Below are 11,866 nucleotides of genomic sequence, written 5' to 3'. Positions count from 1 at the left end.
GCACGGGGCGGGGCTTCCTGCCCCGTGGAAGCACAGGCGGCCTGCTGCTACCCGCGCCGAGCCCTCCGCCGACCAGTGGACCGACCGCCTCCCCCGTACCCGACCGGTGTTCGGGGGCGGGCTTCGGGCCGGTCGCCGACCGTCGGCGGTGATCCTCAAGACGTCGTTTCACAGGGTGCCGACGCTGAGACGGGACCGGACGAAGGGCCCTGTCGCGAGCCCGAGCAGGGTGAAGGCAGCGAGCCGTTGCAGGCCCGGCTGTGCGGAGAAGTCGCTGTGCTGGATGCCGTAGGCCGCATACCAGTTGGCCATCAGGTCGGTCGCCATGATGACGCACATGAGGTCCACGCCCGCTCGTCTCCCGAGGACCAGGAGCAGGGCAGCGAGCGAGTCGAAGGCCGCCAGTGCGGACCAGTAGAGGTTCAGCCAGTCCGGAGCCCAGCTGTACGGATGCAGGCCGCTGCGGATGAGGTCAGTGAGGTGTGAAACGGCTCCCACGAAGACCAGCACGGCGACATACACGGTCACCAGCGCCACCACCCACCATGGAGCCCGGGATGCCCATCGGATCACGCGATCGATTCTCTCAGCGCCGGAGGCCGGGCCGGGTGCGGTTCGGCGTGTGCGGCGGCGTTAGTCGACCAGAGCGGAAGCAATGCTGAGAAGGCCGGAAAGCGCTCAGCCCCGTGTTCGTAGCGGCGGTCCAGCTGGCTGCGGGCCTCAACAGGGTGGGCGGCCGGTGTTCCGGGCCGGTGGGCGGCATGACGGGCCGGTGGGCGGCGCCCGCCGGCTACGGTGCCAAGGACAGCCCCTCGGCCTCCAGTGCGTCGCGCAGGATGCCCAGGGCCTTGGGGCCCATCCCGTGCAACCGGCGCAGTTCCGACGTGCTGGCACCGGCCAGCTGGGAGAGCCGCAGATAGCCCGCGCGCTCCAGGGCCCGGCGAGCCGGGGCGCCGACCGCCGGAGGAATGCCGTCCGAGGGCTCACCCGTCGTCGCGTCGTCCGCCGTCACGGGGCCTCCTCACCGTCCGCAGCACCGCCTCCGCTCCCAGCGTGACACCCCTCGCGCCGGTGCGCCCGCCCGCCTGCGGGGAACGCTCATGGGACGTTCTCCGGCTGGAAAGATCCACGTGGGGTCCTGAACGCACGCCCCGCCGACAACAGCCCTATGCGTGTCGTCATCGTCACCGAATCCTTCCCGCCCGATGTCAACGGCGTCTCCCATTGCGCCCTGGAAACCGCCCGGCACCTCGTACGGCGCGGGCACGAGCCGCTCGTCATCGCACCGCTGGGCGGCGGGACGCCTGGCGACCGGACGACCGAGAGCCCGTGCCCGGTCGTCCGGGTGCCCTCGATGCCGCTGCCCGGATACCCGCAGGTGCGGATCGCGCTCCCCGGGCGCCGGCTGGCCGCCGCGCTCGACGGCCACCGGCCCGACCTGGTGCACCTCGCCAGCCCGTTCGTCCTCGGCGCCCGCGCCATGGCCGCCGCCACCCGCCGGCGGGTGCCCGCGGTCGCCGTCTACCAGACCGACCTGGGCCGCTACGCCCGCACCTACCTCGGGGGCGGCGCGGCCACCGCCTGGCGGCGCATCCGCGCCGTGCACGCCGCCGCCGACCGCACCCTGGCGCCCTCCAGCGCGGCGCTGCTGGACCTGACCGAGCACGGCGTACCGCGGGTCCACCTCTGGCCGCGCGGTGTCGACTCCCGCCGGTTCCAGCCGGGGCGGCGCGACCCGGTGCTGCGCAGCTCCCTGCTGGCGGGACGGGAGCTGCTGGTGGGGTACGTGGGACGGCTGGCGCCGGAGAAGGACGTCCGGCTGCTGGCCGAGACCTCCCGTCTCCCCGGCGTCCGCACCGTGGTCATCGGCGAGGGCCCCAGCGCCGCCGGCCTGCGCACCACGCTCCCGGAAGTCCGCTTCCTCGGCCGCCGCACCGGCGACGAACTCGCCCGGCTCTACGCCTCGTTGGACGTCTTCGTGCACACCGGACCGTACGAGACCTTCTGCCAGACCGTGCAGGAGGCGATGGCCTCCGGCGTGCCGGTCGTCGCCCCCCGGGCCGGCGGACCGGTCGACCTGGTCGACCACGGCCGTACCGGGCTGCTGGTGACGCCCGGCGACGGCACCGCGTTCCGGGACGCGGTGCGCCTGCTCGGCGGCAGCGACGAGCTGCGGGCGCGGTACGGCGCCGCGGCCCGCCGCGCTGTCGCCGACCGCACCTGGGCGGCGGTCGGTGACCAGCTCCTGGGCCACTACGACGCGGTGCTCGCTGACCGGACGGCGGTGGCGGCATGACCCGGCGGCGGGAGAACGGCGCCGGACTGCGGATCGTACGGATCGCCAACTTCGTCACCCCGGCCTCCGGCGGACTGCGCACCGCGCTGCGCGAACTCGGCGTGGGCTACCGGGCCGCCGGGCACGAGCCGGTGCTCATCGTGCCCGGGCCTTTGGGCACCGGCGGCCCGGTCGGCCCGGACGGGGTGCGCGACGAACTCACCGCACAGGGCCGGGTGATCACCCTGCCGGGGCCGGAGCTGCCGGGCAGCGGCGGCTACCGCATGCTGACCGACCGACGGCGGCTGCAGCGGCTGCTGGAGACGCTGGCCCCCGACCGGCTGGAGGTCTCCGACCGTACGACGCTGCGCTGGACGGGCGAGTGGGCCCGCCGGTCCCGGGTGCCCGCGGTGATGGTCTCGCACGAGAGCGTGGACGGGGTGCTGCGCACCTGGGGCGTGCCGCAACCGCTCGCCCGCGCCGCCGCCGACCGCCTCAACCGCCGTACCGCGTACGCCTACAGCCGGGTGGTGTGCACCACCGAGTGGGCGGCGGCGGAGTTCACCCGGGCCGGTGCGCGCAACGTCGTACGGGCCCCGCTCGGCGTCGATCTCGACGTCTGGCACCCGGACTGTCGCAGCCAGGCGCTGCGCCGGCGCTGCGCGGGACGGGCGGAGCACCTGCTGCTGATGTGCTCCCGGCTGTCGCAGGAGAAGCGGCCGGGCCGGGCCCTGGACGCCCTGGCCGAGCTGCGCCGGCGCGGGGTCGACGCGGCACTGGTGGTGGTCGGTGACGGGCCGCTGCGGGCGCGCCTGGAGGCCCGGGCGCACGCCGAGCGGCTGCCGGTGGCCTTCCTCGGCCACCTCGCCGACCGCTCCCGGGTCGCCGCGCTGCAGGCCGGTGCCGATCTCGCGCTGGCGCCGGGACCGGCCGAGACCTTCGGGCTGGCCGCGCTGGAGGCGCTCGCCTGCGGCACCCCGGTGGTCGCCAGCGCGGCCTCGGCGCTCGCCGGTCTCGTCGGCAGCGGCGGTGACACCGCGCTCGACGACGGGCCCTCCTTCGCCGATGCCGTCCAACGGGTGCTGGCCCGGCCCGAACCCGCGCGGCGCGCCGCCGCCCGCCGGCGTGCCGAGGGCTACGGCTGGCAGCCCGCCGTGGACGCCTTCCTGGCCGCGCACGACGCGCCGACGGCTCTCGGGCGGCCGGTGCCCGCACCGGTGGCGCCGCACCCGGCCGGCCCGCGGGGCGGGTGGTGACGGTGATGCCGGAGGGGGTGGCGATACCCGCCCGGGAGGCGACCGGTGGCCCTGACGAGGCGGCTCGCCCGGTCGGTGGCTTGGCTGGTGTGTCCTGCTCGGTCGGTGGGTCCGCAGATGCGGTGCGTCCGGCCGGTGGCTCTGCTGATCCGATGCGTCCGGCGGGTGGCTTGGCTGGCACGCCCTGCTCGGCCGGTGGGTCCGCAGATACGGCCCGTCCGGTCGGCGGCTCTGCTATTCCGGTCCGTCCGGTCGGTGACTTTGTTGTTCCGGTCCGTCCGGCCGACCGTGCCGCGGGCCCGGCCCGCTTCGTGGCGCTCGGTGATTCGCTCACCGAGGGGCTGGGCGACCCCGTACCGGGTGGTTGGCGCGGCTGGGCCGCGCTGCTCGCCGCGGCCCTGGGCGAGCGGCCGGACGGCGTGCCGCTGGTGAACCTCGCGCAGAGCGGGGCGCTGGCGTCCGACGTGGCCGAGCGGCAGCTGCCCGCCGCCCGCGCGCTGGCACCGCGGTACGTCTCGCTGATCGTCGGCGCCAACGACACCCTGCGCGCCGCCTTCGCCATCGAGCGGGTCGCGGCCGCGCTGGACCGGGCGCACGGCGCGCTCAGCGCGGACGGCGCCGTGGTGTTGACGGCGTGTCTGCCCGACCCGGGGCGGATGTTGGGGCTGCCCGGCCCGCTCGCCCGCCCCCTGGGCCGCCGGATGCGCGCCGTCAACACCGTCGTGCACGCCGTCTCCGCCCGCTACGGCGGCGTACACCTGCACCTCGCCGACCACCCCTGGACCGCCGAGCGGGGCTCCTGGAGCGTGGACCGGCTGCACCCCAGCGAGCGCGGTCACCGGCTGCTGGCCCGCGGCTTCCACACCGCGCTCGCCGCCGCCGGCGTGCCGGTCGGCGAGCCGCCCGCGCTCGCCCTGGACGGCCGGGCACCGAGCCGGGCCGCCTCCGTCCGGTGGATGGCGACCAAGGGGACGCGCTGGGTCGCCGCCCGGTGCACCGATCTGTTGCCCGGACTGCTCGGCCTGGCGCTGACGGAGTGCCGGCACGGACTGGCCGGCTCCGGACGCCTGCTGGACGCCGCCACCGAGGGCGCCACCCGCGGCGCGCTGGCCGCGCTGGGCGCCGGGCCCGCGCCGAAAGACCCCGCCCCGGTGCAGGGCGCTGCGACAATGGCAGGATGACGACCGGACGCTGGGAGTTCTGGATCGACCGCGGTGGCACCTTCACGGACGTCGTCGGCAGGCGCCCGGACGGCCGGCTGGTCACCGGCAAGCTGCTCTCCCACCACCCCGAGCGCTACCGGGACGCGGCGGTCGCCGGCATCCGGATGATGCTGGGGCTCGGCCCGGACGAACCGGTGCCCGCCGAGCGGGTCTCCGTCGTCAAGATGGGCACCACCGTTGCCACCAACGCCCTCCTGGAGCGCACGGGCGAGGCGACCGTCCTGCTGACCACCGAGGGCTTCCGCGACGCCCTGAAGATCGCCTACCAGAACCGCCCGCGGATCTTCGACCGGCGGATCGTCCTGCCCGAGGCGCTCTACGACCGGGTGATCGAGGTACCGGAGCGGATCGGGGCGCACGGCGAACCGGTCCGCCCCCTGGATGCCGCACCGGTCCGCGAGGCGCTGCGGCGGGCCCGCGCCGACGGGCTGCGCAGCGCCGCCGTGGTGCTGCTGCACGGCTACCGCCACCCCGAGCACGAGCGGGCCGTCGCCGCGCTCGCCCGCAGCGCCGGCTTCGCCCAGGTCAGCTGCTCGCACGAGGTCAGCCCGCTGATGAAGCTGGTGCCGCGCGGGGACACCACCGTCGTCGACGCCTACCTCTCCCCGATCCTGGGCCGCTACGTCGACGAGGTCGCCGCCCAACTCCCCGGCATCCGGCTGATGTTCCTGCAGTCCAACGGCGGGCTGCGGCAGGCCGCGCACTTCCGCGGCAAGGACGCGGTGCTCTCCGGTCCGGCCGGCGGGGTGGTCGGGATGGCCCGTACGGCGGCCGAGGCCGGCGACGGACACGACCGGGTGATCGGCTTCGACATGGGCGGCACCTCCACCGATGTGTCGCACTACGCGGGCGAGTTCGAGCGGGTCTTCGGCAACGAGGTCGCGGGCGTACGGATGCGCGCCCCCATGATGAACATCCACACCGTCGCGGCCGGCGGCGGCTCCGTCCTCCACTTCGACGGGCGCCGCTACCGGGTCGGCCCCGACTCGGCCGGCGCGGACCCCGGACCGGCCTGCTACCGGCGCGGCGGCCCGCTGACCGTCACCGACGCCAATGTGATGCTCGGCCGCATCCAGGCCGCCCACTTCCCCGCGGTCTTCGGGCCGGACGGCGACCGCCCACTGGACGCCGAGACGGTCCGTACCCGCTTCACCGAACTGGCCGCCCGGGCCGCCGCCGAGACCGGGGACGACCGCGGGCCTGAGGAGGTGGCGGCCGGCTTCCTGGAGATCGCGGTGCTCAACATGGCCAACGCGGTCAAGAAGATCTCCGTCCAGCGCGGCCACGACATCACCCGCTACACCCTCACCAGCTTCGGCGGCGCCGGCGGCCAGCACGCCTGCGCGGTCGCCGACGCCCTGGGCATCGGCACGGTCCTGGTGCCCCCGCTCGCCGGCGTGCTCTCGGCGTACGGCATCGGGGTCGCCGACGCCACCGCGATGCGCGAACAGGCCGTGGAGGCGGAGCTCGACGACCCCACCGCCCTCGACCGGGTCCGGGAGGTGTGCGACGCGCTCGCCGCGCAGACCCGGCGCGAACTCCTCGACGACGGGGTGCCGGAGCGGTCCCTCACCACCCGCGCCCGGGTGCTGATCCGCTACGCCGGCACCGACGCCACCCTCGGCGTCCCGCTCGCCGACGCCGCCACCATGGCCGACGGCTTCCGCCGGGCGCACCGCGAGCGGTACGCCTTCACCATGGACAAGCCGCTGGTGGCCGAGGCGGTCTCGGTCGAGGCGCTGGGGGAGGCCGGCGGGGCACGCGGCTACGAGGTGCCCTCCGGCGGCCGGACGGCGCAGCTGCGGCCGGTGGCGACGGTCCGGATGTACGCGAACGGACGCCGGCACGACACCGGCCTCTACCGACGCGGTGACCTGCGCCCCGGTGACACCCTCAGCGGTCCGGCGATCATCGCCGAGGACGATGCGACCACGGTCGTCGACCCGGAATGGCGGGCGGCCGTGGGGGAGCGCGGCCACCTCGTGCTGACCCGCACCCGCCCCCGCACCGGCCGGACCGCGGTGGGCACCGAGGCCGACCCGGTGATGCTGGAGGTCTTCAACAGCCTCTTCATGGCGATCGCCGAGCAGATGGGCGTCCGCCTGGAGCACACCGCGCACTCGGTCAACATCAAGGAGCGCCTGGACTTCTCCTGCGCCCTCTTCGACGCGGAGGGCAATCTGATCGCCAACGCCCCGCACATCCCGGTGCACCTGGGGTCGATGGGGGAGTCCATCAAGGAGGTGCTGCGGCGCCGCGGCGACGACCTGCGGCCGGGCGACGTCTACGCCGTCAACGACCCGTACCACGGCGGCACCCACCTGCCGGACGTCACCGTCGTCACCCCCGTCTTCACCTCCGACGGCGACCAACTGCTGTTCCTGGTGGCCTCCCGCGGTCACCACGCCGAGATCGGTGGCATCACCCCCGGCTCGATGCCCGCCTTCAGCCGCACCATCGACGAGGAGGGCATCCTCTTCGACAATTGGCTGCTGGTCCGCGACGGCAGGCTGCGCGAGCGCGAGACCCGCGCCCTGCTCACTTCCGGTCCGTACCCCTCCCGCGCACCGGACGCCAACCTCGCCGACCTGCGTGCCCAGATCGCCGCCAACGAGAAGGGCATCGCGGAACTCCGGCGGATGACCGACCAGTTCGGCCTGGACGTGGTACGGGCCTACATGGGGCACGTCCAGGACAATGCCGAGGAGTCGGTGCGCCGGATCATCGCCGGGCTGTCGGACGGCAGCTGCCGCTACGAGACCGACGCCGGCGCCCGCATCCAGGTGGCCCTGACCGTCGACCGCGCCGCCCGCAGCGCCGTCCTGGACTTCACCGGCACCTCACCCCAGCAGCCCGGCAACGCCAACGCCCCGACCTCGGTGGTGATGGCGGCGGTGCTCTACGTCTTCCGGACGCTGGTCGCCGAGGACATCCCGCTCAACAGCGGCTGCCTCAAGCCCGTCCGGGTGCGCATCCCGGAGGGCTCGATGCTCGCCCCGGTCCACCCCGCCGCCACCGTCGCGGGCAATGTGGAGACCTCCCAGGCTGTCACCGGAGCGCTCTACGCCGCGCTCGGCGTGCAGGCGGAGGGCTCGGGCACCATGAACAACCTGACCTTCGGCAACGACCGGGTGCAGTACTACGAGACCGTCGCCAGCGGCTCGGGCGCGGGCGACGGCTTCCACGGCGCGGACGCCGTACAGACCCATATGACCAACTCCCGGCTGACCGACCCGGAAGTGCTGGAGTGGCGCTACCCGGTCCGCGTCGAGAGCTTCGCCGTCCGCGCCGGCAGCGGCGGCCGGGGCCGCTGGCACGGTGGCTGCGGCGTCGAGCGCCGGCTGCGCTTCCTGGAGCCGATGACCGTCGCCCTGCTGACCAACCACCGCAGGGTCCCGCCGTACGGCATGGCGGGCGGTGCCCCCGGCGCGCTGGGCGCCAACCTCATCGAGCGGGCCGACGGTTCGTGCGAGCAACTGGCCGGCTGTGACGCGGCGGAGGTCGGCGTGGACGACGTGCTGGTGCTGCGGACCCCGGGCGGCGGTGGGTACGGCCCGGCCCCGGACGGGCCCGCGCCCGGGCCGGCCGCGCGGCGCGGCTGATCAGCGCAGCCGCAGGAACCGCACCGGCGTCCCCGGCACCGCCTGGGCCGCGGGGGCCAAGAAGCGCTCCGGGACGACGCCCACGACCGGATAGCCGCCGGTGGTGGGGTGGTCGTGCAGGAACAGCACCGGCTGGCCAGCCGGCGGGACCTGTAGGGCACCCAACGGCATGCCCTCGCTGGGCAGTTCGCCGGGCCGGGCGCGCTCCAGCGACGGCCCCTCGGTGCGCAGGCCGATGCGGTTGCTGGCCGGGGAGACCCGGAAGCGCCCGGTGGTCAGGGTGCGCAGCCCGGCCTCGGTGAACCAGCCGTCCCGGGGGCCGGGGACGAACGGCAGGACCAGCTCGGCCACCGGGCCGCGGTGCGGGACGGCGTCCGCGGCGGCGGGCGGTCCGCACGGGTCGCCCAGGGGCAGCACCGTGCCGTCGCCGAGCGGCGCGGGGCCGAGTCCGGAGAGCAGATCGGCGGCCCGGCTGCCCAGCACCTCCTCGGTGTCGATACCACCGGCGAAGGCCAGGTGGGAGCGCAGGCCGTGGGTGGCGGGCCCGGCGTCCAGGACCGCGCCCGCCGGGACGTGGACCGGGGCGCCCCAGGGGGCCGGCCGGCCGTCGACGGTCACCGGGCAGGGCGCGCCGGTAACGGCCACCGTGGTGGCGGTGCGCACCCGGACGGCACAGCCGGTCAGGGTGGTCTCCAGGGCGGCGGCCGACCCGGGGTTGCCGACCAGGCGGTTGGCCAGGCGGTGCGCGGGCTCGTCGAGGGCACCGGCCCGCGGCACCCCGAGGTGGGCGTGGCCGGGCCGGCCGAGGTCCTGGACGGTGGTGAGCGCGCCGGCCCTGACGACCGAGAGGGCGCGGTCGGTCATCGGGCGGACTCCACGGTCTCCTGGGGGACGAAGCGGACGCGGGTGCCGGGCGCCAGCAGCGCCGCCGGTTCCCGGTGCGGGTCCCACAGCAGGGCGTCGGTACTGCCGATCAGCTGCCAGCCGCCCGGGGAGGAGCGCGGATAGACCCCGGTGTACGGGCCGGCCAGCGCGACCGCGCCGACCGGGACCTTGGTGCGCGGCGTCTCCCGGCGAGGGACGTGCAGGTGCTCGGGCAGCCCGGTCAGATAGCCGAAGCCGGGGGCGAACCCGCAGAAGGCGACGTGGAACGCGGTGCCGGAGTGCAGGCGCACCACCTCCTCGGGAGTGGTGCCCCACAGGGCGGCGACATCGGCGAGGTCGGGCCCGTCGTAGCGGACCGGGATCTCGACGGTGGGCCGGTTCGTGGCGGTGAGCGGAGGGACGTCCCAGGTGGCGAGCTCGGCGATCAGCCCGCGGGGGTCGGCCAGACCGTCGAGGAAGACCGTACGGGCGGCCGGCACGATCTCACCGACCCGCGGCAGGGTGCCGTCGGCCGCCCGGCGCAGCAGCTCGGCGTGCAGCGCCTCGACCTCCTCGGCGCTGTCCAGTTCGACGAGCAGACCGTGTTCACCGACCGGCAGCGGCCTCATGCGAAGCTCCGTATCCGCACGCCGGCCGCGGCCAGTTCGGTCCGCACCCGCCGGGCGAGGGCGGCGGCGCCGGGGGTGTCGCCGTGCAGGCACAGCGAGCGGGCGGTGACCTCGACCCGCCGGCCGTCCAGGGAGGTGACGTGGTGGTCGCGAGCCATGCCGAGGGCGCGCTTGACGACCTCGTCGGGGGCGTGGACCACCGCGCCCGGCTCGCGGCGCGGGACGAGGGTGCCCTCGGCGGTGTAGGCACGGTCGGCGAACGCCTCGCCGACCGTGGGCAGCCCGGCGTGCCCGGCGGCCTCGTGCAGTCGGGAGCCGGGCAGGCCCAGGACCGGCAGCGCGCCGCCCGCGGTGCGGATGCCCGCGATCACGGCGCCGGCCTGCTCCTCGTCGTGCACACAGCGGTTGTAGAGCGCGCCGTGCGGTTTCACGTAGGCCACGCGGGTCCCGGCGGCGCGGGCGAAGACGTCCAGGGCGCCGATCTGGTAGGTGATCTCGTCGGCCAACTCGTCGGGAGGGACGTCCATCGCGCGGCGGCCGAAGCCGGCCAGGTCGCGGTAGGACACCTGGGCGCCGATCACCACCCCGCGCTCGGCGGCGCGTTCGCACACCCGGCGCATGGTGCCCGGGTCGCCGGCGTGGAAGCCGCAGGCGACGTTGGCGCTGGTGACGACGGACAGCAGGGCCTCGTCGTCGGTCAGCTGCCAGCGGCCGAAGCCCTCGCCGAGGTCGGCGTTGAGGTCGATGACGGGGGCGGCCACGGGGGAGCCTGCGCCGTCCGGGGAGTCCACCACGTCGCTCCTGTCTGTCCGTTCGCGAGCTGCTCGGTGCCGGCCGGGCGGGCCGGGGCAGGGCACGCGTGGGGGAATGGAGAAGGCCGGGCCGGCCGGCCCGCTCCGTAGCGACTCTCCCCCGAGGGCCATCGAGCCGACCGGCGTGGAGACAACGTAGGGGATTGTTCAACGATCCGACAAGAGTTGTGTGCCACCTCGTCGGGTGGCCGTTGTGTTGTCCCCTCATCTGGGATTGACTTTCGCGCGGATACGCCCGGACCGCCCGGTAAGGCCCCCGGGCACGGTACGAGAGCGGGGAGCGGTATGGCCGGCGGAACGGCGAAGAACGACCAGTGGCGGCTCGCCGAGGTGTCGGGACTGGAACGGGACCGCGCCCTCCTGGGGCGCGCCAGCACCGCCGAGCGGGTCGCCGACATCCTGCGCGACCGGATCGCCGAGGGGTACTTCCCGCCCGGCGCCCGGCTCTCCGAGGAGAGCATCGGGGGCGCGCTGGGCGTCTCCCGCAACACCCTGCGCGAGGCGTTCCGGCTGCTGACCCACGAGCGGCTGCTGGTCCACGAGCTCAACCGCGGGGTCTTTGTGCGGGTGGTGACGGTCGAGGACCTGGACGACATCTACCGGGTGCGCACGCTGGTGGAGTGCGCGGCCGTGCGGAGCCTGGGGAAGGGGCCCCACGACGCCCGGGTGCGGGCGGCCGTCGCGGCGGTCGAGGCCGCGGTGCAGGCCGGTGAGGCGGCCTCCGGCGCCCGTGCGTGGCAGGACCTGTCGACCGCGAACATCCGCTTCCATCAGGGCATCGTGGCCCTCGCGGGCAGCCCCCGCACCGACGAGCTGATGCGCGGGGTGCTGGCCGAGCTCCGGCTGGTCTTCCACGTCATGGCCGACCCCCGGCGCTTCCACGCGCCCTACCTCACCCGCAACCGCCAGATCGTCGAGGCGCTGCAGGCGGGCGACGCGGCCGAGGCCGAGCGGTTGCTGCAGTCCTATCTGGAGGACTCGCGGGCCCAGTTGTCGGGCGCCTACGCCCAGCACATCGCCGAGGAGTGACGGCGGAGCCGAGGATCCTTCGCGCAGACCGGGGCCGAGGATCCTTAGCGCCGATCGGAGTCGAGGATCGTTCGTGCAGACCCCTTGTCGGATCGTTCAACAATCACCTAGCCTCCGCTGCAATCTCTGCACCCTCTCCATCGACCCGCAGCGGTCCCGTACGCGGAAGGCAGATC

Annotated in this window: 10 protein-coding genes; 5 read left to right on the top strand and 5 right to left on the bottom strand. The window is 75.2% G+C overall.

All coding sequences use genetic code 11. From position 1 onward, the window contains the following. Window positions 1-168 precede the first annotated feature (168 nt). Both AB0G84_RS07665 and AB0G84_RS07660 read right to left on the bottom strand, forming a co-directional pair. A complete protein-coding gene (locus AB0G84_RS07665) occupies window positions 169-573 on the bottom strand; it encodes a hypothetical protein (RefSeq protein WP_361316996.1) in 405 nt (134 codons plus the stop codon). Window positions 574-790: 217 nt separating this feature from the next. Further along, on the bottom strand, window positions 791-1,012 hold the full coding sequence (locus tag AB0G84_RS07660; protein ID WP_361316994.1) for a DNA-binding protein: 222 nt from the start codon (window positions 1,010-1,012) through the stop codon (window positions 791-793). 156 nt (window positions 1,013-1,168) lie between these two features. On the opposite strand from AB0G84_RS07660, the gene AB0G84_RS07655 reads away from it, so the two are divergent. The 4 genes from AB0G84_RS07655 to AB0G84_RS07640 all read left to right on the top strand — a co-directional run bounded on the left by AB0G84_RS07655 (window position 1,169) and on the right by AB0G84_RS07640 (window position 8,356). Next, window positions 1,169-2,296, top strand: coding sequence for a glycosyltransferase family 1 protein (locus AB0G84_RS07655; RefSeq protein ID WP_361316992.1), 1,128 nt, complete (start codon window positions 1,169-1,171; stop codon window positions 2,294-2,296). Then, on the top strand, window positions 2,293-3,531 hold the full coding sequence (locus AB0G84_RS07650; protein ID WP_361316990.1) for a glycosyltransferase: 1,239 nt from the start codon (window positions 2,293-2,295) through the stop codon (window positions 3,529-3,531). The genes AB0G84_RS07655 and AB0G84_RS07650 overlap by 4 nt, the downstream gene beginning before the upstream one ends. Window positions 3,532-3,842: 311 nt before the next feature. Further along, window positions 3,843-4,712 carry an SGNH/GDSL hydrolase family protein gene (locus AB0G84_RS07645; protein WP_361316987.1) on the top strand — a complete coding sequence of 290 codons (870 nt, stop codon included), beginning with the start codon at window positions 3,843-3,845 and terminating at the stop codon, window positions 4,710-4,712. After that, on the top strand, window positions 4,709-8,356 hold the full coding sequence (locus tag AB0G84_RS07640; RefSeq protein WP_361316984.1) for a hydantoinase B/oxoprolinase family protein: 3,648 nt from the start codon (window positions 4,709-4,711) through the stop codon (window positions 8,354-8,356). Before AB0G84_RS07645 ends, AB0G84_RS07640 begins: the two co-directional genes overlap by 4 nt. On the opposite strand, the gene AB0G84_RS07635 is transcribed toward AB0G84_RS07640, so the two are convergent. From AB0G84_RS07635 to AB0G84_RS07625, 3 genes are read right to left on the bottom strand one after another with little or no spacing between them, the layout of a single operon-like run. Continuing rightward, window positions 8,357-9,220 carry a biotin-dependent carboxyltransferase family protein gene (locus AB0G84_RS07635; protein WP_361316981.1) on the bottom strand — a complete coding sequence of 288 codons (864 nt, stop codon included), beginning with the start codon at window positions 9,218-9,220 and terminating at the stop codon, window positions 8,357-8,359. It lies immediately after the preceding gene. Next, window positions 9,217-9,849, bottom strand: a complete 633-nt coding sequence (gene pxpB / locus AB0G84_RS07630) for a 5-oxoprolinase subunit PxpB (RefSeq protein WP_361316979.1) — start codon at window positions 9,847-9,849, stop codon at window positions 9,217-9,219. Before pxpB ends, AB0G84_RS07635 begins: the two co-directional genes overlap by 4 nt. Next, complete coding sequence (locus tag AB0G84_RS07625; protein ID WP_361316976.1) at window positions 9,846-10,640, bottom strand: 5-oxoprolinase subunit PxpA; 795 nt, start codon at window positions 10,638-10,640, stop codon at window positions 9,846-9,848. The genes pxpB and AB0G84_RS07625 overlap by 4 nt, the downstream gene beginning before the upstream one ends. 306 nt (window positions 10,641-10,946) lie before the next feature. Here AB0G84_RS07625 and AB0G84_RS07620 point away from each other — a divergent pair, with 306 nt between their 5' ends. Further along, window positions 10,947-11,690 (top strand): GntR family transcriptional regulator, encoded by a 744-nt coding sequence (locus AB0G84_RS07620; protein WP_361316973.1) that lies wholly within the window; start codon window positions 10,947-10,949, stop codon window positions 11,688-11,690. The last annotated feature ends 176 nt before the right edge of the window (window positions 11,691-11,866 follow it).

The sequence above is a fragment of the Streptomyces sp. NPDC020742 genome, assembly GCF_040641675.1.
GTDB lineage: Bacteria > Actinomycetota > Actinomycetes > Streptomycetales > Streptomycetaceae > Streptomyces.
Note: the sequence above shows the minus strand (reverse complement) of the source record. Positions and strands in the feature narration are given on the sequence as shown.

Coding starts and splice junctions, on each gene's coding strand:
- AB0G84_RS07655 (WP_361316992.1), top strand. CDS start 1,169: ATGCGTGTCGTCATCGTCACCGAATCCTTCCCGCCCGATGTCAACGGC.
- AB0G84_RS07650 (WP_361316990.1), top strand. CDS start 2,293: ATGACCCGGCGGCGGGAGAACGGCGCCGGACTGCGGATCGTACGGATC.
- AB0G84_RS07640 (WP_361316984.1), top strand. CDS start 4,709: ATGACGACCGGACGCTGGGAGTTCTGGATCGACCGCGGTGGCACCTTC.
- AB0G84_RS07635 (WP_361316981.1), bottom strand. CDS start 9,220: ATGACCGACCGCGCCCTCTCGGTCGTCAGGGCCGGCGCGCTCACCACC.
- pxpB (WP_361316979.1), bottom strand. CDS start 9,849: ATGAGGCCGCTGCCGGTCGGTGAACACGGTCTGCTCGTCGAACTGGAC.
- AB0G84_RS07620 (WP_361316973.1), top strand. CDS start 10,947: ATGGCCGGCGGAACGGCGAAGAACGACCAGTGGCGGCTCGCCGAGGTG.